21 protein-coding genes are annotated in these 24,143 nt (G+C 58.7%); 10 read left to right on the plus strand and 11 right to left on the minus strand.

All coding sequences use genetic code 11. From position 1 onward, the window contains the following. Positions 1 to 128: 128 nt before the first annotated feature. Positions 129 to 1,058 carry a 2-hydroxyacid dehydrogenase gene (locus KEHDKFFH_RS04740; protein WP_104320852.1) on the plus strand — a complete coding sequence of 310 codons (930 nt, stop codon included), beginning with the start codon at positions 129 to 131 and terminating at the stop codon, positions 1,056 to 1,058. On the opposite strand, the gene KEHDKFFH_RS04745 is transcribed toward KEHDKFFH_RS04740, so the two are convergent. Next, positions 1,052 to 2,401: a hypothetical protein gene (locus KEHDKFFH_RS04745; protein WP_192875750.1), complete on the minus strand. Its 1,350-nt coding sequence runs from the start codon at positions 2,399 to 2,401 to the stop codon at positions 1,052 to 1,054. The two genes, KEHDKFFH_RS04740 and KEHDKFFH_RS04745, sit on opposite strands and share 7 nt — an antisense overlap. Positions 2,402 to 2,593: 192 nt before the next feature. Between KEHDKFFH_RS04745 and KEHDKFFH_RS04750 the strand changes: the two genes are divergently transcribed. The 4 genes from KEHDKFFH_RS04750 to KEHDKFFH_RS04770 all read left to right on the plus strand — a co-directional run bounded on the left by KEHDKFFH_RS04750 (position 2,594) and on the right by KEHDKFFH_RS04770 (position 6,779). Next, on the plus strand, positions 2,594 to 3,763 hold the full coding sequence (locus KEHDKFFH_RS04750) for an acyl-CoA dehydrogenase (protein ID WP_104320854.1): 1,170 nt from the start codon (positions 2,594 to 2,596) through the stop codon (positions 3,761 to 3,763). A 30-nt stretch (positions 3,764 to 3,793) separates the two neighbouring features. After that, positions 3,794 to 4,990, plus strand: a complete 1,197-nt coding sequence (locus tag KEHDKFFH_RS04755; protein ID WP_104320855.1) for an acyl-CoA dehydrogenase family protein — start codon at positions 3,794 to 3,796, stop codon at positions 4,988 to 4,990. Positions 4,991 to 5,000: 10 nt separating this feature from the next. Beyond that, entirely contained in the window at positions 5,001 to 6,137 is a 1,137-nt protein-coding gene (locus tag KEHDKFFH_RS04760; protein WP_104320856.1) for an acyl-CoA dehydrogenase family protein, read from the plus strand. 87 nt (positions 6,138 to 6,224) lie between these two features. Further along, positions 6,225 to 6,779 (plus strand): MaoC family dehydratase, encoded by a 555-nt coding sequence (locus KEHDKFFH_RS04770; RefSeq protein ID WP_241956434.1) that lies wholly within the window; start codon positions 6,225 to 6,227, stop codon positions 6,777 to 6,779. Positions 6,780 to 6,783: 4 nt separating this feature from the next. Here the strand turns inward: KEHDKFFH_RS04770 and KEHDKFFH_RS04775 are convergent, their stop codons facing one another. The 6 genes from KEHDKFFH_RS04775 to KEHDKFFH_RS04800 all read right to left on the minus strand — a co-directional run bounded on the left by KEHDKFFH_RS04775 (position 6,784) and on the right by KEHDKFFH_RS04800 (position 13,010). Next, positions 6,784 to 8,451, minus strand: coding sequence for a long-chain fatty acid--CoA ligase (locus KEHDKFFH_RS04775; protein ID WP_104320858.1), 1,668 nt, complete (start codon positions 8,449 to 8,451; stop codon positions 6,784 to 6,786). Positions 8,452 to 8,473: 22 nt separating this feature from the next. Then, complete coding sequence (gene surE / locus KEHDKFFH_RS04780) at positions 8,474 to 9,253, minus strand: 5'/3'-nucleotidase SurE (RefSeq protein ID WP_104320859.1); 780 nt, start codon at positions 9,251 to 9,253, stop codon at positions 8,474 to 8,476. Continuing rightward, on the minus strand, positions 9,250 to 10,314 hold the full coding sequence (locus KEHDKFFH_RS04785) for a phosphotransferase (protein ID WP_104320860.1): 1,065 nt from the start codon (positions 10,312 to 10,314) through the stop codon (positions 9,250 to 9,252). Before KEHDKFFH_RS04785 ends, surE begins: the two co-directional genes overlap by 4 nt. A gap of 171 nt (positions 10,315 to 10,485) precedes the next feature. Beyond that, positions 10,486 to 11,253, minus strand: a complete 768-nt coding sequence (locus KEHDKFFH_RS04790; RefSeq protein ID WP_104320861.1) for an SDR family NAD(P)-dependent oxidoreductase — start codon at positions 11,251 to 11,253, stop codon at positions 10,486 to 10,488. 42 nt (positions 11,254 to 11,295) lie between these two features. Continuing rightward, entirely contained in the window at positions 11,296 to 12,498 is a 1,203-nt protein-coding gene (locus KEHDKFFH_RS04795; protein ID WP_104320862.1) for an acyl-CoA dehydrogenase family protein, read from the minus strand. Positions 12,499 to 12,569: 71 nt separating this feature from the next. Beyond that, entirely contained in the window at positions 12,570 to 13,010 is a 441-nt protein-coding gene (locus KEHDKFFH_RS04800; RefSeq protein WP_104320863.1) for a PaaI family thioesterase, read from the minus strand. A gap of 434 nt (positions 13,011 to 13,444) precedes the next feature. Here KEHDKFFH_RS04800 and dctP point away from each other — a divergent pair, with 434 nt between their 5' ends. The 4 genes from dctP to KEHDKFFH_RS04820 all read left to right on the plus strand — a co-directional run bounded on the left by dctP (position 13,445) and on the right by KEHDKFFH_RS04820 (position 17,118). Then, positions 13,445 to 14,491 (plus strand): TRAP transporter substrate-binding protein DctP, encoded by a 1,047-nt coding sequence (dctP, locus tag KEHDKFFH_RS04805; protein WP_104320864.1) that lies wholly within the window; start codon positions 13,445 to 13,447, stop codon positions 14,489 to 14,491. Between the two features lie 85 nt (positions 14,492 to 14,576). Continuing rightward, positions 14,577 to 15,125 (plus strand): TRAP transporter small permease subunit, encoded by a 549-nt coding sequence (locus KEHDKFFH_RS04810; protein WP_104320865.1) that lies wholly within the window; start codon positions 14,577 to 14,579, stop codon positions 15,123 to 15,125. After that, complete coding sequence (locus tag KEHDKFFH_RS04815) at positions 15,122 to 16,432, plus strand: TRAP transporter large permease (protein ID WP_104320866.1); 1,311 nt, start codon at positions 15,122 to 15,124, stop codon at positions 16,430 to 16,432. Before KEHDKFFH_RS04810 ends, KEHDKFFH_RS04815 begins: the two co-directional genes overlap by 4 nt. Positions 16,433 to 16,533: 101 nt before the next feature. Beyond that, positions 16,534 to 17,118: a hypothetical protein gene (locus KEHDKFFH_RS04820; RefSeq protein WP_104320867.1), complete on the plus strand. Its 585-nt coding sequence runs from the start codon at positions 16,534 to 16,536 to the stop codon at positions 17,116 to 17,118. A 91-nt stretch (positions 17,119 to 17,209) separates the two neighbouring features. Here KEHDKFFH_RS04820 and KEHDKFFH_RS04825 read toward each other — a convergent pair whose 3' ends face one another. From KEHDKFFH_RS04825 to KEHDKFFH_RS04835, 3 genes are all read right to left on the minus strand, one after another. Then, the gene (locus KEHDKFFH_RS04825) at positions 17,210 to 18,607 is read right to left on the minus strand and encodes a sodium-dependent transporter (protein ID WP_104320868.1); all 1,398 of its coding nucleotides are present in this window, start codon (positions 18,605 to 18,607) and stop codon (positions 17,210 to 17,212) included. Between the two features lie 165 nt (positions 18,608 to 18,772). Next, on the minus strand, positions 18,773 to 20,347 hold the full coding sequence (locus KEHDKFFH_RS04830) for a methyl-accepting chemotaxis protein (RefSeq protein WP_104320869.1): 1,575 nt from the start codon (positions 20,345 to 20,347) through the stop codon (positions 18,773 to 18,775). Between the two features lie 153 nt (positions 20,348 to 20,500). Further along, positions 20,501 to 21,373, minus strand: a complete 873-nt coding sequence (locus tag KEHDKFFH_RS04835) for a carboxylate/amino acid/amine transporter (RefSeq protein WP_104320870.1) — start codon at positions 21,371 to 21,373, stop codon at positions 20,501 to 20,503. A gap of 85 nt (positions 21,374 to 21,458) precedes the next feature. Between KEHDKFFH_RS04835 and KEHDKFFH_RS04840 the strand changes: the two genes are divergently transcribed. Next, the gene (locus tag KEHDKFFH_RS04840; RefSeq protein WP_104320871.1) at positions 21,459 to 22,880 is read left to right on the plus strand and encodes an MATE family efflux transporter; all 1,422 of its coding nucleotides are present in this window, start codon (positions 21,459 to 21,461) and stop codon (positions 22,878 to 22,880) included. On the opposite strand, the gene KEHDKFFH_RS04845 is transcribed toward KEHDKFFH_RS04840, so the two are convergent. Then, on the minus strand, positions 22,844 to 23,854 hold the full coding sequence (locus KEHDKFFH_RS04845) for a GGDEF domain-containing protein (protein ID WP_104320872.1): 1,011 nt from the start codon (positions 23,852 to 23,854) through the stop codon (positions 22,844 to 22,846). The genes KEHDKFFH_RS04840 and KEHDKFFH_RS04845 overlap by 37 nt on opposite strands. Positions 23,855 to 24,143: the final 289 nt, after the last annotated feature.

Genomic DNA, 24,143 nt, shown 5'->3' on the forward strand with positions numbered 1-24,143 from the left:
TAATGTTTCAAATCTCGAATCGCATGGCGGTATCTGGTACCAACTTTAATCTGTTTAACCGATACCCTATTCTGCATTGCAAAACAAATTAACAGTCAACGCCCCCTGTGGCGACCCCCGGAGGCAAAATGAAGATTCTTTTTGTGGCAGGCGACCCGAAACCGGAGCGCTGGACGGTGCCTATCCAGGAGCAGTTACCGGATGCAGAGATTTTCGTCTGGGATCCGGAGGGGCCCGCCGTTGACGCCGATTACGCTATCGTGTGGCAGCCACCTGAAGCGCTGTTCGAGCGGGAAACGCACCTGAAGGCGGTGTTCAACCTGGGTGCCGGCATTGACGGCCTGCTCAAGGTTGCCAACCTGCCGCAAAACCTCACGATTGTGCGCCTGGAAGACGCGGGCATGTCGGTGCAGATGGCTGAGTACGTGCTGCACCAGCTGTTGGAAGCCAGCCGCGGGATGGAAACCTATCGGGAGCAGCAGCGCGAGGGCGTCTGGAAGATTCATCGTCCGATCAAGCGCAGCGAATGGCCGGTGGGTGTCATGGGATTGGGTCATATCGGCAAACGGGTGGCCCGCACTCTGGCCGACCTGGATTACCAGGTGAGTGGCTGGGCCCGCGGAGAACACAGCGTCGAGGGTGTCAGCACCTACGCCGGCCCGGGCCAGTTGGGCGACTTTCTGCAATCCACCCGTGTTCTGGTCAACACACTGCCCCTGACCGACGAAACCCGGGACATCATCAACTATGATCTGCTTAGCCGGCTCCAGCCGGGTGCCGTGCTGATCAATGTTGGCCGGGGTGAACACCTGGTTGACGAGGACCTGCTTCGGGCGCTGGACGAGGGCAAACTGCTGCGCGCCTCCCTCGATGTGTTCCGAAAGGAACCCCTGCCGGAAGGGCACCCGTTCTGGCAAAGAAAGGAAATCACCATCACCCCGCATATCTCGGCCCGGACCCTTCGGGATGCCACCATTGAGCAGATCACCGGCAAGATCCGGGATCATGCCGCCGGGCGTGCTATTTCAGGGATTGTGGATACTGACCGGGGCTATTGACCCGGTGCCAGCCAGGCCACCAGCGCTGTCAGTACCAGAAGCACTGGCAGCGCTATCAGCGCAAACAACCCATTCCATCGAAACGCGACCACCCACCGGGAGATCTGCCCGAATCGGGACAGCAGCATGACCGAGGGGCCGAAAGGCGAGAGCATCATGGCCAGGGAAAATCCGATCACCAGGGCCACGGCAACCGGCAGCAGCTCCATTCCCTCGGCCACCAGCTGTGGCAACAAACCCGCCTGAACACTCAGAACTGTGATGGGAATGATGCCGATCATGGAGAACATGGGCAGCATCAGCATGCCAACAACTGCGACCAGGAAAACGCCGCCGCCAGTGGCGACCAGGCCTGCAAGCGCATCTGCCGGAATGACCGCAGACAGGGCAACACCGAGGATGGCAGAAGCGGCGAAAATGGCCATTTCATTCTGCATACCCCATACCTGGCCAGCGCCTTCCTTGAGAACCGGCATCAGCCCCCGTTCCTGCCACAGCATGTAAACCAGTGTCACGGTCGGCACCGACAGCATGGCTGCCACCGACACCTTGAAGCCGGTGGTCGCCACCAGGCCCGCCATCACCGTGAATACCAGCAGGATAAGGAACAGAAGACGCCCGGTGCCCGGGAGCCAACCTTCTACGGCGATGCGTTCACTGCTGACCTCGCGGAACCGACGCTGTTCCAGCACCCAGCCAATCAGCACCATCAGAATCGCTGCAACCACTCCGAATGGCAGCAGCTGAGACCAGCTCAACTGGGGAAGCTCCCGGGTAAGGATCGCCACAGCCACACTGGTGGGCGCCACCAGAGGCACCAGGGCAAAGCCTCTCAGGGCACTAATCAGAACACTGCGTAACCACTGGAGACGGGACTCGCCGGTAATCCCGCGCTCACGAAGGGTTTCGGAGAGGCTTCCACACAGGAGGTTCATCATGCCAAAGCTCAGAACCGTGGCAACGCCACAACTGACCAGGGCGTATTTGGGATAGAGCAGTATGGGCTTGCCGCCCAGCAGCACATCGTGAATCCGCCGCAAGACTTCGAACCTTCGCACCAGGCACTGCATCATGCCCAGGCTGCCCAAAAACGCGGAATAGAAGGCCGCGTCGGACGCAGCCTTCAGCAGCTGCTCGTTGTCCAGAGAACCACGCCAGGCGAGGCCCGCCAGCACCACAAGGGCGACAACCAGGAGCATCCGGGCATACCCCTGCAGGCGCCCGGCACCAATCAGAAAGGCAGTAACGAACATCAGGCCCGCCAGGGCACTCAGTAGCCGGTGTTCCAGGCAGATGGCCACCAGCTCTGTAACGACGGCCAGGGAGACCAGCCACTGCAACATGCCGCTCACAACAGGGTCACCTGGTCAGGTTTGAACACTGCTTGCATTTCCACAACACCCGGATTAGTCTTTCAGGAGCAAATTACAAAACTGTGTTTCGCTTAATGAAACACCGTTAACACAAAGATAGCACAGATTGGTCCGGCGGCCCTAGAACCGGACTTTCGATATTCGCTTTCAGGAGAGTACAAAATGGCTTCCGCACCCTGGAATGATCTGCTCGGTTTCGATTCCCAACTGGATGAAACCGAGCGGCAGGTTCGAGACAGCATCCGCAGCTTCTGTGATGAGCAACTGATGCCCGGCATCACCGAGGCCAACCGGCATGAAACGTTCGATCGCACCATCTTTAACCAGATGGGTGAACTCGGCATGCTGGGCGCTACCCTGCCTGAAGAATACGGCGGCCCGGGTCTGAACCATGTCTGCTACGGCCTGATTGCCCGGGAGGTAGAGCGGGTGGATTCGGCCTACCGCTCGGCCCTCAGCGTTCAATCGTCCCTGGTGATGTACCCGATCTATTCCTACGGCAAGGAAGCGATGAAAAAGCGCATCCTGCCCAAGCTGGCCTCGGGCGAATACGTCGGCTGCTTCGGCCTGACCGAACCCAATCACGGTTCCGACCCGGGCGGCATGGAAACCCGGGCCAAGAAAGTGGACGGCGGCTACCTGCTGAGTGGTTCCAAAACCTGGATCACCAACTCACCGATTGCCGACGTCTTCGTGGTCTGGGCCAAGCTGGACGGAAAGGTGAACGGTTTTGTGATCGAGCGCGAGGGCGCCAAGGGTCTGGACACGCCAAAGATCCAGGGCAAGTTCTCCCTGCGGGCGTCGGAAACCGGCTCCATCTTTATGGACGAGGTGTTCGTTCCGGAAGAAAACCATCTTGAGGTAGAGGGATTGAAAGGACCGTTCAGCTGTCTCAACAAGGCCCGCTTTGGCATCAGCTGGGGCTCACTGGGCGCCGCTGAGTTCTGCTGGCACGCGGCCCGCAACTACACCCTGGAGCGCGTGCAGTTCGGCAAGCCCCTGGCCGCCAACCAGCTGATCCAGAAAAAGCTGGTGGATATGCAGACCGAGATCACCATCGGCCTTCAGTCGGTTCTGCAACTGGGCCGCATGATGGATGCCGGCACGGCAACGCCGGATGCCATTTCACTGCTCAAGCGCAACAACTGTGGCAAAGCCCTGGACATCGCACGGGTTGCCCGGGACATGCACGGCGGCAACGGCATTTCCGACGAGTACCACGTGATCCGCCACGTGATGAACCTGGAGGCCGTGAATACCTATGAGGGTACCCACGACGTTCATGCCCTGATTCTGGGTCGTGGTCAGACCGGCATCCAGGCTTTCAGCTGATTTACAGATCAACGCGAACGAGGTTTTCCCATGAACTTGAACTACACCGCCGAGGAACTCGCCTTCCGTGACGAAGTGCGCGCGTTCCTGGATGAGAAGTTGCCCGCGGATATCGCCGCCAAGGTGAAAGGGTTCCGCCGGCTGTCCAAGGAGGACCATCAGCGCTGGCAGAAAATCCTCAATGAACAGGGCTGGTACGCTACCCACTGGCCGGAAGAATATGGCGGTGTGAACTGGAGTCCGGTTCAGAAACACATCTGGGATGAAGAGTCCTCCCGCTATGGTGCACCCCGTTCCGTGCCTTTCGGCGTCAACATGGTGGCGCCGGTGATTATCAAGTTTGGCACCGAAGAGCAAAAACAGAGATACCTGCCACGCATTCTCAGTGGCGAGGACTGGTGGTGCCAGGGCTATTCCGAGCCTGGCGCCGGCTCCGACCTGGCGTCGCTCAAGACCCGGGCCGTTCGCGACGGCGACCATTACATCGTGAATGGCCAGAAAACCTGGACCACCCTGGGCCAGCACGCCAACATGATCTTCTGCCTGGTGCGCACCAATACCGAAGTGAAGGCCCAGGAGGGCATTTCCTTCCTGCTGATCGACATGGATACGCCGGGCATTACCGTACGCCCGATCATCACCCTGGATGGCGAGCATGAAGTGAATGAGGTGTTCTTCGAAGACGTGAAAGTCCCGGTTGAGAACCTGGTGGGCGAGGAAGACAAGGGCTGGACCTACGCCAAGTACCTGCTGACCTACGAACGCACCGGCCTGGCCGGCATTGGCATCTCCAAGGCCGCCCTGCAGCACTTGAAAGAGCTGGCGACCCGCCGGATCAAGAATGGTCGCCCGCTGATCGAGGATGCCTCATTCAGCCAGCGCATCGCCCGGGTTGAAATCGATCTGATGGCGGCTGGAATCAGTAACCTGCGCATTATCGCGTCCGTGGAAGGCGGCGGAATGCCGGGGGCGGAAAGCTCCATGCTGAAAGTCCGCGGTACCGAAATTCGCCAGACCATCAACGACCTGGCTCGCCGTGCCCTTGGCCCCTATGCCATTCCGTTTGTGGAAGAGGAAATGGATCTGGATTACGACGGCGACTTCCTTTCTGACGAGAACGCTGCACCGGTGACTCCCCAGTACTTCAATAACCGCAAGTTGTCGATTTTCGGCGGATCCAACGAGATCCAGAAAAACATCGTGTCGAAAATGATTCTCGGGCTTTAAGGAGGCGACCATGGATTTCCGACTGAACGAAGAGCAGCAGATGCTGCAGGACACCGTGGCCCGCCTGGTTCGCGGTGAATACAGTTTTGAAAAGCGCCTGGAATACAGCGAATCGGAGCTGGGTTTCAGTGCCGACTTCTGGAAACAGCTGGGTGGGCTGGGCCTCACGGCAGTGCCCTTCCCGGAAGAGCTCGGGGGCTTTGGTGGAACTGGCGTTGAAGTGCAGAGCGTGATGACTGAACTGGGTCGTGGTCTGTGTATCGAGCCCTACCTGCAATCCGTGGTTCTGGGCGGCGGGCTGATCAGCCAGGCCGGCAACAGCGAACAGCAGGAACAGTGGCTTGGCGGTATCGCAAGCGGCGAGGTACGGGCAGCCGTGGGTCTGCAGGAACCCCAGAGTTTCTACAACCTGAACGATGTCGAAACCCGTGCGGAGAAATCCGGTGAGGGCTATACCCTGCACGGACGAAAGGCCGTGGTGATTGGTGGCCATTGCGCCGATGTCCTGGTGGTGTCTGCCCGTACCTCTGGCGACAGCCGCGATGCCGAAGGCATCAGCCTGTTCCTGGTACCCGCAGACGCGGAGGGCCTGGAACGCCGCACCTACCCGACCATTGATGGCTCGAAGGGCTGCGATCTGGTCCTGAACGACGTCAAGTTGGGCCCCGACGCGCTGCTGGGCGAGGAAGGCAAGGCTGCAGACGTCATTGAATACCAGACCGGACGCGCCATTTCCGCACTGTGCGGTGAGGCGGTGGGCGCCATGGAAGTGGCCTGTGACCTGACTCTGGACTACCTGAAGCAGCGCAAGCAGTTCGGCGTACCCATCGGCAAGTTCCAGGTGCTTCAGCACCGGATGGTGGACATGATGTCGGAGCTGGAGCAGGCCCGCTCCATGGCTATCCTGGCAGCCAGCGTCGCCGACGAACCCCAGAGCGACGAGCGCCGGCGGATTCTCGCAGCCGCCAAGAACGTGATTGGCCGCAGTGGCCAGTTCATTTCCGAGCAGGGCATCCAGTCCCATGGTGGTATCGGCATGACCTGGGAATATAACTTCGCCCATTACGCCAAGCGCCTGATCATGATTAACCATCAGCTCGGCGATGATGACTTCCATCTGGAGCGTTACGCTGCCCTGCTACAGTAAACGGCAAACGACTGTTATTCCGGGGATTGGGGACAACACAATGACAACAAGCGAACAGTCGACTGAACAGGATCTGAGAAAAGCCGTATGGAAGGTCCGGACCGAACTGGCCAGCGCTGGTTCGGCTTCTGGACAGTAAAAATCTCGGCTACGCGGTCTGACGAACCTGCCTGGAGCGCAGACATGCTGACAGTGGAACTGGACGACCTCGCTCGCCACAAGAACTCGGTGATTGGCTACAGCCCCTGGAAAACCATCACCCAGGAGATGATACAGGCCTTCGCCGACGCCACCGGTGACCATCAGTGGATTCACCTGGATGTGGAGCGGGCAGAGCGTGAGTCACCGTGGAAGAGCACGGTGGCCCACGGTTATCTGACCGCCTCCCTGACTCCACTGCTAAACCAGCAGGTCATTGACGTGCAGGGCAAGAGCGCCAGCATCAATTACGGCCTGAACAAGCTACGCTTCCCCGCCCCCGTGAAATCCGGTGCCCAGATCCGCAGCAAGATGGAACTGCTGGATGTGGTCCGGGTAGATGACCAACGCACGCTGGCCACCTATCGCACCACAGTGGAAATTCGCGGCGGGGACAAGCCCGCCTGCGTGGTGGAAAATCTCGCCATGTACGTGCGGAGCTGACCCCTCAGGACCTGGCCTCCCACTCCTCTTCCTGCAGCGCCCGCCACATCAGCTTGCCGGTGGGCGACTTCGGCAACTGGTCGACAAACTCGATGAGGGTTGGAATCTTGTAGGCCGCCATCTGTTCCTTGCACCAGGTGGTGATGTCTTCAGCCGAGGTCCTGCCCTCTGCCTCCGGGGTCAGCACGATACAGGCCTTCACGGTCTCACCGCGCTTGGGGTCCGGCGAGGAGATAATACAGACTTCGTGAATAGCGGGATGACGATACATCAGGCCCTCGACTTCGGATGGCCAGACCTTGTAACCGGACGCGTTAATCATCCGTTTGACCCGGTCCACCATGAAGAAATAGCCCTCCTCATCGTAGTAGCCCAGATCACCCGTGCGGAAAAATCGCTTGCCGTCGATCTCCACGAACGCGGCTTCGGTTTCGGCAGGACGGTTCCAGTAACCAATGGTGACCTGAGGCCCGTTAGAGACGATTTCACCGGTCTCGCCAGGGCCCTTCTCTTCCAGGGTGTCGACATCAATGATCCGGCTATCGACATCAAACACCGGAATGCCAAGACACTGGGGTTTCGGGCGATTCGAGGGGTTGATGTGCGTGGCCGCCATGGTTTCCGACAGGCCATAGCCCTCGATGTAATCCAGACCGGTCATGGTCTTGAGCTTGGCCGCCACGGCCTCGGGCATGGCGGCCCCGCCGCCGCCGATGGTGGTGAGACTGCTCAGGTCGTACTGGCCGATGTCCGGGTTGGAGAGAAAATCCACCGCCATGGTGACGATGTTGGTCCAGCCGGTAACTTTATACCGCTCGATCAGCCGCGCTGCGGTGGTGCGGTCCCAGCGGGTCATGATCACCGTGGTGGAACCGCTGTAGATAGGGCTGTTCATGGAGCCGGTCATGCCGGTCACGTGGAAGAACGGCAGGGTCGCCAGTTGCACCGTGTTGGCGGTGCTCAGGTTCCAGAACGCCCGGTGCACAGCGGTGGCCATCACGCTGCGGTGGGTGTGCATGCAGCCCTTGGGTGCTCCGGTGGTGCCGGAACTGTAGGGAATCACGGCCAGATCTTCAGGGCCGGCGGTATGGACAGACGGCGTATGATCCTTCGCCAGCGCCTGTTCCCAGCTAACCACCCCGGCCATCTCTTTCGACCAGGCTGGGGCGGCGACTTCGTTAGGCAGATCCAGGTCGGTGTCCGAGTCAATATACGTGCTGTAGGAGGCCACCAAGATGTGCTCGAGATCGGTGGTTTCCAGCAAAGGGGCAATAAAGCCGGCCAGTTCCTGACCCGCAAGGCAGACCTTGGCACCGGTATCAGCAACAAAGTGCTCCAGTTCCGCCGCCCGGTTCATTGGATTGATGGGAATCACGACTGCATCGGCGCGCAGGATGGCGTAGTACGCAATCACATACTGGGGAGAGTTCTGCATGTACAGCAACACCCGGTCACCTTTTGCCACACCCTGTGCCTGCAGATAGCCGGCCATCATCTCCACTTCACGGAACAGCCGGCTGTAGGTCATCGGCGCATCGTAAAAAATAATCGCGTTACGGTCAGGATAACGCCGCGCGGAAATTTCCAGGTTGGTAAACACGCTGGTTCGGGGCAGCGCCATGCTCTTGGGCAGTTCTCTGGGCCAGACGGCGTAATGGCGGGTAAATGTCATTGTTGTGATCCCCTTATTCGGTTTACTGAGCCGCTGTCGCGGCCAGATCAAAAACGTCGGTGCCGCCGGGCAGAGCTTCCCGGTGGCGCAATGGTGTGATGGCGATGGCGTTGTCCCGCAACACGCTGACGTCCTCATCGGGCGCCACGATGTGGCGGGAGCTGCGATCAAAACCCAGCCACCAGTACGGCAGGCTTCGGGCATCCTGGCCCGCCAGCAGGCGCGCGCGCTGAATCGAGCCGTTGGACTGCTTGCACCGCCGTGCCTGAGTGATGGCCGCCGCCTCGCAGGCAGGGAAATTCACGTTCCAGGCCCGGTTCTGTCCCGGCTGCCACAACTGGCGTATCACGGTTTCCCCATAGAGGGCGACCGGTGACCAATCCACACCTTCGCGGCTCAGAAACGCCTGGCTCAGTGCAATGGCAGGTATGCCCATGTGCTCGGCACTGAGCACCGCCCCAACGGTGCCCGAATACTGCACGGAATCGCTGATATTAGCGCCGCAGTTCACCCCGGACAGCACCAGATCCGGCGGCGTTTCCCCAAACCACTGGGCCAGCGAGTACAGGACACAGTCCGCCGGTGTACCGGAGACTGCATAGCGCCTTTCGGCATGCTCATACACCCGTAACGGGTCATGGATGGAGATACTCTGGCCGGCGCCACTGCGGTCGTGCTCGGGCGCGACTACCCAAACTTCCTCGGCGAGGTTGCGGGCGATCTGCTCGAGCACTTTCAGACCCGGAGCGTTGATGCCGTCGTCGTTGGTGATCAGGATGCGTTGAACCATCGGCTCGTTCATGACCGCTCACCCTCACTGGCAATCCGCCAGCCGGCCTCCGCCAGCAGACTGGCCCGCTTGCCCACCTGCAGTGCGTCGGCATTCGCGGCGTTGCCGTCCAGGGCACGCTTGTAGACGCCCTGAACGATCGCCGCCAGGCGGAACAGCGAAAACGCCAGGAACACGTGCCAGTCAGCGATGCCGTCACGACCAGTCTGGCGGCAGTAACGCGCGATGGTTTCCTGCTCGTCGGGAATACCTAAAGCCTCCAGATCCTCACCCACCAGTCCGCGCATGCCTTCCATATCGGACGGCAGGTGATAAGGCAAACAGTAGTAGGCCAAATCTGCCAGCGGGTGCCCCAACGTCGACAGCTCCCAGTCCAGAATGGCAATTACTTCCGGTTTGTCCAGCGCCAGCATCAGATTGCCAAAACGGTAATCACCATGGGCAATGGCGCACTCATCGGTGGACGGCAGGTTCTTCGGTAGCCACTCCATGAGCTTGTCCATGGCAGGCATTTCGTCGGTCTTGGATGCCAGGTACTGTTTGGTCCACCTCGACACCTGTCGTGCTACATAACCTTCCGGACGACCGTAGTCACCAAGGCCGATTTGGTTTACATCCACAGAATGCAGCGCAGCCAGGGTGTCGATGGCGGACAGGTGAGCCGGCATCCGTTCCCCACGATCCAGCGCCCGCAGCGCCGGATGGCTTACAATGCGGCCCTCCAGATAATCCATGACATAGAACGCCGTGCCGATAACGCTGCTGTCCTCGCAAAGCGCACGGGTGACCGGCACCGGAACCTCTGTGTATTCGGAAAGCGCACGCATGACTTTATACTCTCGCTCCACCATGTGAGCCGAAGGCAGCGTCTTTCCCGGTGGTTTTTTCCTGAGCACGTATCGACCGCTGATGGTATCCAACAGAAACGTTGGATTGGACTGTCCGCCCTGGAACTGTTTCACGTCCAACTTGTCTCCGAAACCGTTAATAGCGTGCTGAAGCCAGCTCAGGAGTTTGGTTTCATCAAATTTGTGGGCTGGCAGGACGTCTACCAGTTCTGGGGTCATGCTCATCTTTTTTGTTGCCTTCATTTATGGCGTATCAGCCCCGTGTGCGGGGGCAGCGGCAGGCAGGTGGGGGTGTCTTTGTTCCGGGAAAAAGAACTCGCTTCGCTCAGACACCTTTGTTCCCTGCACAAAGACACCCCCACCTGCCTGCATCGGCATACTTTCGGTGATGCCTTCTTAACAAATCGTTTCGCCGCCGTCGGCGACGATGACCTGGCCAGTGACGTAGGCGCTGGCCTTTGTCGACAAGAAGACGGCCAGGCCGGCGATGTCGACCGGATCGCCTATTCGTCTAAGCGGCGTCTTGTCTTCCGCACGTTTCACGCGCACCGGGTCCTCCCACAGAGCCTTGGCGAAATCGGTCTTGATCAGGCCGGGAGCGATGCTGTTAACACGAATACCCTTCGGACCCCATTCCACGGCGAGGTTCCGGGCCAGCGCGGCTTCGGCGGCCTTGGAAACACCGTAAGTGCCGATGGTGGTGTTGCCGCGGATGCCCGCAATACTAGATAGAAGAACAACCGCGCCTTCGCCTTTTTCGGCCATCTGAGGCAACACCATGTTGGTCAGCCAGAACGTGCCTTTGACGTTGGTGTCCATGATCTTGTCCCAGGCGTCGTCGGTCATCTCGGCGGTGGTGCCGTAAACCGGGTTGGTGGCGGCGTTGCACACCAGTACGTCGATGGTGCCCCAGGCTTCGTTGGTCTTGTCGACGAGGTTCTGAAGGTCTTCTTTTTTACCAACGTGGCAAGGAATTGCGATGGCTTCATAGCCCTGTTGTTTCAGCTCGCTGGCGACCTGCTCGCAGGCATCCGCCTTGCGACTGGAGATCACCACTTTGGCGCCCAGACGGGCCATTTCTTCGGCGATGGCGCGGCCAATGCCTTTAGTGGAGCCGGTGATCAGGGCGACCTTGCCGGTCATATCAAACAGTGGGTTAGTCATTAATCGATCCTCATGCTCAAAACTTTGAGAACGAACGGGGAATCAGCGGTATTGGCGAAGCTCAATCTTGGCCACAGAGTCCAGATGCACCTCATCGGGCCCATCCGCCAGACGCAGAGTGCGCACCTTGGCCCAGGCTTCGGCCAGGAAGGTGTCCTGCGATACACCGGCACCGCCATGAATCTGAATCGCCCGGTCCAGAACTTTCAGCGCCATGCTTGGCGCAATCACCTTGATCATCGCGATTTCCTGACGCGCCACCTTGTTACCGACGGTGTCCATCATGTGCGCTGCCTTAAGGGTCATCAGCCGCGCCTGCTCAATCTCGATGCGGCTGCGGGCGATATCCTTGCGGATGGAATCGAAACTGGACAGCGGCTTACCAAACGCCTCGCGGGCATTGGCACGCTTGCACATCAGTTCCAGTGCCCGCTCAGCCACACCGATGGTGCGCATGCAGTGATGGATACGGCCCGGCCCAAGGCGCCCCTGGGCGATTTCGAAACCCCGGCCCTCACCCAGCAGGATGTTTTCCACCGGCACTCGCACGTTCTCATAGTGAATCTCGGCATGGCCGTGGGGCGCATGGTCGTAGCCAAACACCGTCAACGGGCGAATCATCTTCACGCCTGGCGTGTCCAGAGGAACCAGAATCATCGACTGCTGCTTGTGCTTCTCGGCCTCCGGATCGGTCTTACCCATGACGATGGCGATTTTCGAGGTGGTGGTCATGGCGCCGGAGGACCACCACTTTTTGCCGTTGATCACATACTCGTCGCCCTCACGGCGGATTTCACAGGCGATGTTGGTAGCATCGGACGAGGCCACATCCGGCTCGGTCATCGAGAAACAGGAGCGGATCTCGCCGGCCAGAAGCGGTTTCAGCCACTTGTCCTGCTGCTCTTTATTACCGTAGCGGGCGATGGTTTCCATGTTGCCGGTATCCGGCGCGGAACAGTTGAACACCTCCGGCGCCATGGCCGAGCGGCCCATGACTTCACACAGATGGGCGTATTCGTAGTTGGTCAGCCCGGCGCCGAATTCACTTTCCGGCAGGAACAGGTTCCACAGGCCGGCGGCTTTCGCCTTGACCTTCAGTTCCTCGATGATCGGTACCGGCGCCCAGCGGTTCTCGGCATCTTCGATCTGTCGATGATGTGTCTCTTCGTTCGGATAGATATGGGCAGCCATGAACTCGTTTAACTCAGACTGCAGCTGTTTCGCCCGGTCAGACAGCTCGAACATTGCCGTTTCCTCTTGTTGTTTTGTTTCGTGACCGCCATAAGACCGGCAATCACCTGTTTAGATTACGCCATTCAGATCGGCACGCCCTCCGGCTTTTCGCTGCCGGATCGGATACGGAATGTGGCCTCGGCAATGGCCAGAAGATTGCCCTGTTCGTCATGTACCTCGCCCGTGCTGTTGAAGATCCGGCTACCACCGGCGCGTTTGCGCCCGGTTACCCGGATCACACCTTCGGAACACTGGCCGGTAAACGTAGTGGTGAGGGACAGGGTGATGGCCTTGCGCATTCTGCCTGGATACGGGCAGTAAGTACCCGCTTGCGCCATGGCAATGTCCAGCAGGGACGTCAGTACGCCACCATGGATAACGCCGCCCAGATTCAGATGCCCGGGCCGAAGTTCAAGCTCGATGACCGCTTTGTTTTCTTCCCAGGACGCCTGACGGTAGCCAAGCAGACTATGGAAGCCGGGCAGGTCCTGCCCTTGGGTAATGTGGCGGTTTTCCTCATCCATCAGATATTGGTTCCAGGTGGGCCGGGGGCCTCATGTTGTCTTTGTGGTCCTGTTGTTTTCGTAATTTGTCACGCCTTACGGTTTTGAGTCAATATATTTGGAAGTCGGTTTCATCTGGTAAAACATAACCCATCAAGAACGCCGAAAAATGAAAAAGACAACGAGTAGCCGGCCGAACCTTTTATTTTTCATCGCCGCTGGACGCCTTCAATGAGCAGGCTTCAGGCGCTGATACCGCACTTCCAGGGGTCGGTGAAAATGAGACTGATGAACTACCCTTACAGGTAGACGGACTGCAAATCCGAACGACAAACATCCTATTGCAAAGCCCCAATGTTGTGATAGATTCAGAGAATAAAATTCACCCTGCAGTTACGAGTTCTGCACAGTGAAACACAAAGCAAAGCCACTACAACAATGAACGAGGCACGCTCATGAAACTCTTTGCTACTGCTCGCAAGACTCTGACGGTGTATGCGTCAGCCCTTACCCTCGGTATTACCGCTGCCCTGTCCGCAGCGCCCGCCGCTGCCCAGGACACCTTTACCTGGAAAGTCCAGTCCCACTGGCCCGGCTCCAGCAGCTCCTACACAGATAGCCTTGGCCGGATCAAACGGGTTCTGGAAGAGCGCACTGATGGCCGTCTGAAACTGCAGCTTTACGAGGCCGGCTCGCTGTTCAAGGCCACGGACACTTTCAACGCGGTAAGCCGTGGCATCCTGGAAATGGGCACCATTTCCCCGGCCTATGCCCAGGACAAGATCTCCCTTGCCGGCATTGCCTCTGGCCTGCCGTTTGCCTTCCGCAACGTTTGGGAGGCCGCCTACTTCCACCAGAATCTGGGGTTCGAACAGATGCTCCGGGACGAAGCGGCAAAGCATGACGTTTACTGGGCCACAGACAAAGTCTACCCCACTGAAATGGTGGTCAAGGAGCCGATTGAAAGCGTGGAGGACTTCAACAGCCTGAAGATCCGCTCATCCGGTGCCCTGCAAACCTTCCTGACCGAAGCCGGGGCCGCCGCCTCGTATATTCCGGGCAGTGAACTCTACTCAGCTCTGGATTCCGGCATCGTGGACGGCGCCCACTGGGGTGCGGCCCAGGGTGCCTACAGCATGGGCCTGTATGAAGTGGCCAAGTACCATGTGCAGCCGGCCCTGAACATTGCCGGTACCGACGTCATCATCGTCAGCCAGAAGGCTCTGAACAAGCTGCCGGAAGACATGCAGAAGATCGTCAAGGATGCTCTCAACGAGCAGTTCTGGATCCGCACCAACGAGTATCAGTACAAGGAGCGCATCACCCTGGCCAAGGCCATTGAGGAACAGGGCGTGCAACTGAATGTTCTCCCGGATGAAGTCCAGGACAAGCTGGTCGCCACCGCCCAGGCCATGTGGGATGAAGAAGGCAAGCGCAGCGAGAACGCCAAGAAGGCGCTCGACATGCTGAAAGGCTACTTGGCCGATCTCGGCTATCTCTGATCAGCCAGTGTTCTGACCAGGGCCGGGGTCTTCGACTCCGGCCTTTCTTTCCCCGAACCAAACTAGCATCCCGTGGGAGAATGCCATGAGTGTGATGATCGCCGCATTCATGAGAGGGGTTACCCGTCTCAACGATTTCATCGGCCGGTGGGTTGCCCTCCTGATTTTCGCGATGTTCGTGTTCCTGCTTCTTGAAGTCGGGTTCCGCTATCTTCTCAACTCTCCCACGGTCTGGACCAACGAACTGACCCAGATGCTTTTCGGCGTCTACGCTGTGATGTCCGGTGGCTACATCATGGCCCATCGCGGCCACGTCAACGTGGACCTGTTGCATTCGCACCTGAAGCCCCGGAAGCGCGCGGCACTGGATATTGTTACCTCGGTGGTTTTCTTCATTTTCACACTCGCCCTGCTGTGGTTCGGGATCGACATGGCCCAGGAATCCATGTCCGGCTGGGAAACCTCCTACTCGGCCTGGAATCCACCCATCTGGCCGGTGAAGCTGGCCATTCCCATCGGCACCGCGCTGCTGGTTCTGCAAGGGCTGGTCAAACTGCTTGAAGACATCGCCGTGGCCTTCAACCTCGATTACTACACGCCTCAAGAGTCCGAACCTGAAGGAGATCAGCTGTGAGCATTGAAGCCCTGACTCTCCTGTTCTTCGGTTCGCTGCTGTTTTTCCTGCTGCTGGGCCTGCCGCTGGCGTTTGTTCTCGGTGGCGTCTCGGTGGTGTTCCTGTATTTCACCTGGGGTTTTGATTCCTTCTACATGGTGGCCTCCCAGATCTGGGGCACAATGGAAAGCTTTACCCTGGTCGCCATCCCTCTGTTCGTGTTCATGGCCATGATTCTGGAGCGTACCGGTGTGGCCCGGGATCTGTACCGGATGATGCACCTGTGGTGCGGCGGCCTCAGAGGCGGCCTTGCCCTCGGCACCCTTGGCATCTGCGCGGTGTTTGCCGCCATGGTCGGCATCAGCGGTGCCGCAGTAGTTGCCATGGGAACCATCGCCCTGCCGTCCATGCTCGAGCGTGGCTATGACAAGAGCATGGCCCTGGGTGTAATCAATACTGGCGGTGGCTGGGGCATCCTGATTCCGCCCAGCATTTTGATGATCCTCTACGCCCTGATCACCGGTGTTTCCGTTGGCAAGATGTTCGCTGCGGGCATCATGCCAGGCGTGTTGCTGATGGTGCTGACCGCCATCTACATCATCGTACGCTGCCACCTGCAGCCGGAACTGGCACCGGCGCTGCCAAAAGAAGAGCGGGGCACCTGGCCGGAGAAATTCCGGGCTCTGCGAGCCGTGCTTCTGCCCATTGGCGTGGTAGTGATGGTGCTGGGCTCTATCATCGGTGGTATCACGACCCCGACTGAAGCCGCTGCCATGGGTGTTTTCGGCGCCCTCATTTCCGCCGCCGTGTACCGGCAGTTCAAGTGGAGCATTCTCAAAGAAGCCGCGATCCGCACCTTCAAGCTCACCGGCATGATCATGTGGATCCTGTTCGCGGCCCACGCGTTCAGCGCCGCCTACCAGAGCATGGGCGCCCAGGAGCTGATCGAAGGCCTGATGAACATGGTTCCCGGCGGCCCCTGGGGCATCATCATCGCCATGATGGTGATCGTGTTCCTGCTGGCCATGGTGCTGGACCCTGTGGGCATCATGCTGATCACCCTGCCGGTATTCATGCCAATTGTGGAATCCCTGGGCTTCGACCCGATCTGGTTCGGCATCCTGTTCGTGATCAACATGGAAATCGGCTACATGACGCCACCGTTCGGCTTCAACCTGTTCTACCTGAAGGGCATCGTGCCACCGTCGATCACCATGAAGGATATCTACAAATCGATCATTCCCTTCGTGATTGTGGAGATCATCGGCATCATCCTGATCATGATCTTCCCGGAGATTGCCACCTGGTTGCCGGATCTGTTTTTCTGAGTCTGGGCACACCAAAAATTTGGCAGTGAATCCGTGAAAGCGCTACTCTCATAGGGCTCCCGGCATAAGGAATCCGGGGCCCAACACAAGGAGAGACACTTATGCGCGGCCCATTACCTGCATCAATCCACACTGCAGTCATCACCACCCTGTTTACCCTGCTCGCATTTTTTTCCGCGGGCACCCAGGCCCAGGGCCTGTCAGACCAGACCATCTCATCGTTTATTGATAGCTTGAAAGCAGCAGAGCAGCTGAGCTCCGAATTTGAGGACCTGAGTGACGACATGGACAGCCAGAATGATGGCACCATGCCCGACTTCTCCCGCATTTTCTCCGATTCGCTGAAGGAACTGGAAGGTCACCAGGCCTATGGTCAGCTTGAGGATCTCGTGCAGAACCACGGCTTCAATAGCCTTGAAGACTGGGCTGCAACCGGCGACCGGATCTTCCAGGCCTGGATGGCCATCGAGATGGAGCAGCAGAATCCTGCCGCCCGTCAGGAGATGGACGCGGCCATGGCGGAAATTGAAAACAATCCCAACATGACCGCCGAGCAGAAGGCCCAGATGCGGGCCATGATGCAAAGCGCAATGGGTGCCATGGAGAGTGCCAGCAATGCACCTCCGGCAGACATAAAAGCGGTTCGCCCCCATGTCGATGCCCTAAGAGACGCTGGCAACTACTGATACTATGAGGGCCGGAAAAACAAAAAGCCCGACGGTTTAACCCGCCGGGCTTTTTTGTGCGCGAGCAACCATCAGGTCGCTCAGACAGGCGTCACGACATCAGGTTGTAAACAAACACGATGGCAACGGCAATAGGCGTGACGAACCGGATCAGGTTGTACCAAAGGGTGAAGGCTCCACCCTGAAGCGCCAGATCGGTTTTCAGCGATTCCCTGGCCACGAACCAGCCGACAAATACCGCCGTCAGTAGGCCGGAAAGCGGCAGCAGCACGTTGGCAGTAAAGAAGTCCAGCAGGTCAAAGATGGTCTTGCCCTCGAAGCGCTCGAACATGGCGAGCGGCGCCACGTCGGCCCAGACGTTGAGCGACAGGATCGAGGCAATACCCAGTGCCCAGCAAAGCACACCTACCAGAACGGCACTACCTGTGCGGGCCAGGCTGGTCTTTTCCTCTACCCATTCAACCACCGGCTCCAGCAGGGAAATGCCGGAGGTCCAGGCAGCGAACAGCAGCAGGATAAAGAACAGAGTGCCAAACAGGCCGCCCATGGGCATATTGCCGAATGCCAGCGGCAGGGTCTGGAAAATCAGTCCGGGGCCGGCACCGGCTTCCAGGCCGTTGGCAAACACCACCGGGAAGATGGCCAGGCCGGCCAGAAGGGCGACGACGGTGTCCATGATTGCAACGCTGACGGCCGTTCGGCCAATGGACACATCCCGGCCCAGATAGGAACCGTAGGCCATCATGATGGCCATGCCCAGGCTGAGGGTGAAGAAGGCGTGACCGAGGGCTATCAGAACCCCGTTAATGGTCAAAGCCCCAAAATCCGGCGTGAACAGGAAGCTGACGGCCTCACCAAAATGCCCCGTCGTGGTGGCATAGCCAACCGCCACTAGCAGCAGAATGAACAGAGCCGGCATCAGGATGGTAACAGCCCGCTCCAGACCACTTTTAAGTCCCTGGGAAACCACCAGAATCACCAGCGCCATAAAGAGGGTGTGCCAGAGCAGCAACTGACCGGGACTGGCCAGCAGGCTGCCAAACAGCTCACCGATGGAATCCGCGGTGCCGCCGGTAAAGTCACCCATGGCGGCATGTCCTACGTAGGACGCCGCCCAGCCACCAATCACGGAATAGAAGGACAGAATCACGAAAGCCGCGATCATCCCGATGATGGCAGAGATCCGCCAGCCCGGGGCGCTGAGATTGCGCTCTGCCACCAGGCGCATGCTGGTGATGGGGTTATGGCGGCCATTTCGGCCGATAAACACTTCCGCCATCATGATGGGAATACCGATTACTGCGATACACAGCAGGTAAACCAGCACGAAGGCGCCACCACCGTTCTCGCCGGTAACGTAAGGAAACTTCCAGATATTGCCGAGACCGACGGCCGAACCGGTTGCCGCCAGAATAAACGCCAACCGGGAGGACCAGAGACCACGGGCGGCCCCTGAACCGTTGCCCGAAACCGAGTTGGACTGAGTCATGTTGTGTTCCTGTGCTTTTGGCTGAGGAATGTCTTAAAAAGGGATAGCCACGGCGTTGCCGGGGCAATTGGGGCGGGATTCTGCCAGCACTGGCGCGTCGATGCCAGTGCTGGCGCCCTCTCGAACCGGGTTGATCCGGCGGGAGGGCAAGGAAGAAAAAGCTAACTAGCCGTTTTTGCTGATAAACCTGGCGATCAGGTCTTTCAGGCCACGGGACATGGCGCTGAGCCGGTCGCTGCTCTGCTTGGCAGAGTCGGCCTGGGCATCACTGTGATCGGCCAGTTCGGCAATGTTGGTGATCTGGCGATTGATCTCGTCGGACACCTGGCTCTGTTCTTCAAAGGCTGCAGACATGCTGATAAAGCTGTCAGAAATGGTCTGGATGGACGTTACGATATCCTTCAGGGAGTTCTCCGCTTCCCTGACCTTCTCAAGCCCCTGGCCTGCCACTGCCTCGCCGTCACGGGTAGCCTGAACCGCCGAGTCCACCTGCTGCCGGAAGTCGTCGATAACGTTCTGGATCCGCACCGTGGAATCCCGGGTCCGACGGGCCAGGGAGCGCACTTCATCCGCCACCACCGCGAAACCGCGACCCTGTTCACCCGCGCGGGCCGCTTCAATGGCTGCGTTCAGAGCCAGCAAATTGGTCTGCTCGGCAATCTCGGAAATCAGGTTGGCGGCTTCACCGATGCTGTTGGTGGACTCACCCAGCTTGCTGATGGTTGCGCCAATCCCGTTTACACGGGTTACCAGCTCCTCGATGGCCACCAGCGCCTCGGCGCTCCGGTCGCTGCCAACACCGGCCAGACGATTGGCCTCTTCGGCTTCCCGGGCATTGCTGGTGACCGACTCGGCCACTTCCTGGATCGAAGCCGTCATTTCATTGATGGCCGAGGCCGTCTGGTCGGTTTCCGCCCGCTGCCGGGCAATGGCCGATGCACCGTCACTGATATAGCCGTGAGAGGCTCTCGCCTGCTCGTAGAGCAGTTCCGCCTGGTCATCAATACGCGCCAGGGCGGTCCGAACCCGGGCCTCTTCACTGACCAGCAACAGCGACAGCTGGGAGAACAGTCCGCGTTCGTCGCTGTAGGTACGAGCAACAATGGGATCGCGGAAGGCATCTGGGCGCAAGTCCAGCAGCTTGCGCAAACGGGCGGCCAGCGAGCTGAAGACGAGGCCAAAACCCAGGGCGTGACCCACAACGATCAAACCTGCTGCCAGCCAGGGCTGGTTGATCTGGAGGGCACCGAGGCTGAGCACCAGCGACACCAGGAACGGCCAGCCGGAGCGAAGCATCGACAACGCCCGGTTACTGAAAGATGAGGTCAGCTTGCCTGCCGAAATCTTGCCATAGAGCCGCTCGGCCCGGGCAATCTGCTCGCGGGTAGGCTCGACCCGCACCGACTCGTAGCCCACCATCTGGCCGTTCTCTCGAATCGGCGTAACGTAGGCGCTAACCCAGTAATGGTCGCCGCTCTTCGCGCGGTTCTTGACCACACCCATCCAGGCTTTGCCGGCCTTCAGGTAATCCCACATATCCTTGAACACAGCCTGGGGCATGTCGGGATGGCGGATGATGTTGTGGGCCTGGCCAACCAGCTCTTCCCGGGAGAAACCGCTGATTTCCACAAACTCTTCGTTGCAGTAGGTGATCACCCCTTTCAGGTCCGTGGTGGTAATCAGCCGCCCGCCTTTACGCATTTTGACTTCACGCTGGGTAACCGGGAGATTCTTACGCATAAACGGACCTTTTGACTCGGAACGGTGATCACAGGAATAAAAACAGGCGCACAAGGGTAAGCCTTGATGAACATCATTGATATTCACCAAAAGTTACCCTGCGTATGGGAGTGTAACGGCAGAGGTTTTCGGAACCTTAGTGCGTGCAGTTACTTATGTTGAAACCGCCAGCCGGGCTCGGGGATGGAAGCGCGCGTTTACCCATAGGGAGAAGGCAATCACGCCACCGCCAATCGCCAGCCTCAGCAAATCGGCATCGCGATTCCAGATCAGCAGGTTCACGATCAGGCCCGCAGGCACCAGGGCATTGTTCATGATAGCCAGGGTGCCGGCATCAACCACACAGGCACCGCGGTTCCACAGGAACAGGCCGAGACCGGAGGCTGCAAGCCCCAGCCATGCCAGGATGCCCCATTGAACCGGGGTGGTGGGCAGCTTGTCGGCATTGCCGAAAATCAGGAAGGATGGCAGCGCAATGATCAGGGCACCGAAGAAGAAATAGCCAAAGGTGCGGTAGGCAGGCATATCGCTCTGGTAGTGCTGCATCACATGCTTGTAACCCACCTGGCCGGCGGCAAAGGTAAAATTCGCCACCTGGAGCAACAGAAAGCCGGTGATGAAGTCCTCACTGAGCCCATCGTAGCGTATGATACCCGCCCCGACGGTAGCGATAGCCGCCGCCAGAAGCGCCACCGGAGAAAAGCGGCGAAACAGGGCGTCATCCAGCAGGGTCACATACAGCGGGGTGAAAATCGTGAACAGCAGTACTTCCGGGACGGTCAGGTAGCTGAAAGACCGGTACAGACACAGGTAGGTGATCCCGAACTGCAACATGCCGGTTACCAGGATGCCCAGTTTCTGTCCGGAAGCCACGCCGCGCCAGCGGGTGAACGGCAGGAACACCAGAGCACCGAGCAGAACACGGCTGAGCACCGCAAAATCGCTGTCCACCTGGCCGGCCAGAAATTCGCCGATCAGACTGAATGAAAACGCCCACAGAACGGTAACAAAAACCAGAAGTCCCATCGCCACTGCCATCTGTTGTGATCAAGGCGCGTACTTTAACGGTTTTGGGAGAAACTTGCAGTGCAGAAACAGCGGATAGCACCCCATGGATGAAACCCACCAGCCATTACCGGAACCCCGGCAGCCGCTGGTCGCCAGAACACTCACCGAGTGGCGAACCCTCGCCATTCTGGGCGGGCCGATCCTGATTGCCCAGGTCGCTCAGATGGCCAACGGCGTGATCGATACCATCATGGCCGGTCACGCCAGTGCCGAGGATCTGGCCGCGGTGGGTATTGGCAGCAGTCTGTGGATGCCCCTTTTCCTGTTTTTCATGGGCATGCTGGGGGCGCTGCAACCCATCATTTCCGGTTACAACGGTGCCCGGGAAGTTAACAAAATCATGCCCGCCACCTGGCAGGGCCTGTATCTTGCCGCCGCCGGGTCCGTCATCATGATCCTGCTGCTGACCCATGTGCACCCGGTACTCGCGCTTCTGAACCTGGAAGCCAACACCGCCCGCATTACCCAGGGCTATCTGAACGCCTTTGCCTGGGGCATACCGGCACTGCTGTTACTCACAGCACTCCGGGGCCTGACCGATGGCCTCGGGCACACTCGAGTGATCATGGCGTTCTCTGTGCTCAGTACACTGATAAACCTGCCCATGAACTACATCTTCATCTACGGCAAGCTGGGACTGCCAGCGATGGGCGGGGTCGGCTGTGGCTGGGCCACATCCATTTCCAACGGCGTCGCGGCAGCGGCATTGCTGGTGTACCTGAACCGCAGCCGGGTTTACCGTCAGTTTCACCTGATCTCCGATTGGGTAAAGCCGGACCTGGCAGGCATTCGCTACATCCTCGGCATCGGCGTACCCATCGGCTTTACCATCTTCGTTGAGGCCAGCCTGTTCTCGGTGATCGCCCTGTTTCTGGCGCCCCTCGGCCCGGTTGTGGTCGCCGGCCACCAGATTGCCCTGAACGTGGTGTCTTTACTGTTCATGCTGCCATTAAGTATAGGCATGGCGCTGACACTTCGAGTAAGCTTTCTGATGGGTGCCCGGGCGCCTGCCACTGCACGACTGATCTCACGCAGCTCGCTGATTCTCGCTTCCGCTACGGCGCTGGTTTTTGCCATACTGCTGTTTGTGTTCTCCCGGGAGATCGCAGCACTCTACACCAGTGATACCGAGGTTCAGGCGGTCACTGTCAGGCTTCTGATGTTCGCAGCTCTGTTCCAGATTGCCGACGTTATCCAGGTAACCTGCATCAGCGCTTTGCGCGGCTACAAGGATACCCGCATACCGATGTTTATCATGCTGTTCTCATTCTGGGGCGTGGGCATGCCACTGGGGTATATGCTGACTTTCATGGACTGGCCGGTGCCGCCCATGGGAGCTGCCGGCTTCTGGGTAGGCCTGACGGGAGGGCTGGCATCGGCCAGCATTCTGTTGGGCTGGCGACTGTTCCTGTTTGCCCCGGATGACAGTCAGGCTGGATTGGCTGCCGGTTCCCGCGCGCCCTGAAGATCGGCAAATACAATTCGGTCTCGACCGGTATCCTTGGCTTCGTATAGCGCGGCATCGGCCCGGGCCAGCCAGCTATCGACACTTTCGCCATGCCGGAGCAGCGCCACACCAAATGAGGCGGTGACGGAACCCCCGGGATGCTTCATGTACTTGCGCAGAACCTGCTGTAGATTATTCATCACTGCCTTGAGGCCAATGCCATCAACCCCTGGCAAGAGCAGCACAAACTCCTCACCGCCGTACCTGAACAGCTGGTCTGATTTGCGCGTGTTCTGTTTCAGCAGGGCAACCAGATCGGTCAACACATCATCGCCGACACCGTGGCCATGCTCATCGTTGATGCGCTTGAAATGGTCGATATCCAGCAGAACCAGGGCGTAGGGTAGCCCAGTGCGCTCGGCATCCGCTGCGGCCAGATCCAGCTCCTGATCCATGGAACGCCGGTTTTTGATGCCGGTGAGCGGATCAATGGTTGCCAGGTGCTCCAGGCGCTCTCGCTGATCGTGGTTCCTGTGGGCAAACACATAGGCGCAGGCGCTGACCACAAATGCCGTTGAGGCAAAAGACCACATCTGGACATCAGAGCGGAAGGCACCGCCATGAACCATCAGGGCAACCACCGAGGCGACGTTCAAAAACACCGCGATACGGGGACTGGCGAGGAAGAAGGTGGTAACAAGACAGGGATACAGCCAGAAAAGCCCGGGTTCGCCAACTAAAACTCCGACGACCACTGCACCACCACAGGCGACACTCGCCACAACCACGCCACTTCTTCGCGTGTCTCCGGTTACCCATGCATACACAAGTGCTGAACAGATACCCAGGAGAATTGTTGTATCCACCAGGCCGGCCAGCAGGTTGCCTTGCATATAGCGCATAGCGGCAAAGGGAGTAATCCCCAACACCGCGCTGACGCCCAGCAGTGTGATAATCGACAACCTGAAATCGGTCTTGAGGCGATGGAGCATTAAGCGTTTTCGTCCGACAAAAGTATGATTCCGGATCCAAGAATAGCGGAAGAGTCTTGAGCGGTCGCTATAGAACTACGTTTTTTAACAATTTTTGAATAGTTACCTAAGTTCGACCGTCAAATCGCCGCCTTCCGTGAGAATTGCGACATGAGGGCCAGCCCCCGAAACACAGACCGAGCCTGCAAAGCCAGATCCCATAGCCGCCAATTAATAAGCATTAGATGTATAACTTAACCCTCTAGCAAATATACAAATAGTAACGCCCCTCCCAGCTGCAAGTAGCTAT

It is taken from the genome of Marinobacter maroccanus (assembly GCF_002933275.1).
In the GTDB taxonomy this organism is placed as follows: Bacteria; Pseudomonadota; Gammaproteobacteria; order Pseudomonadales; family Oleiphilaceae; genus Marinobacter; species Marinobacter maroccanus.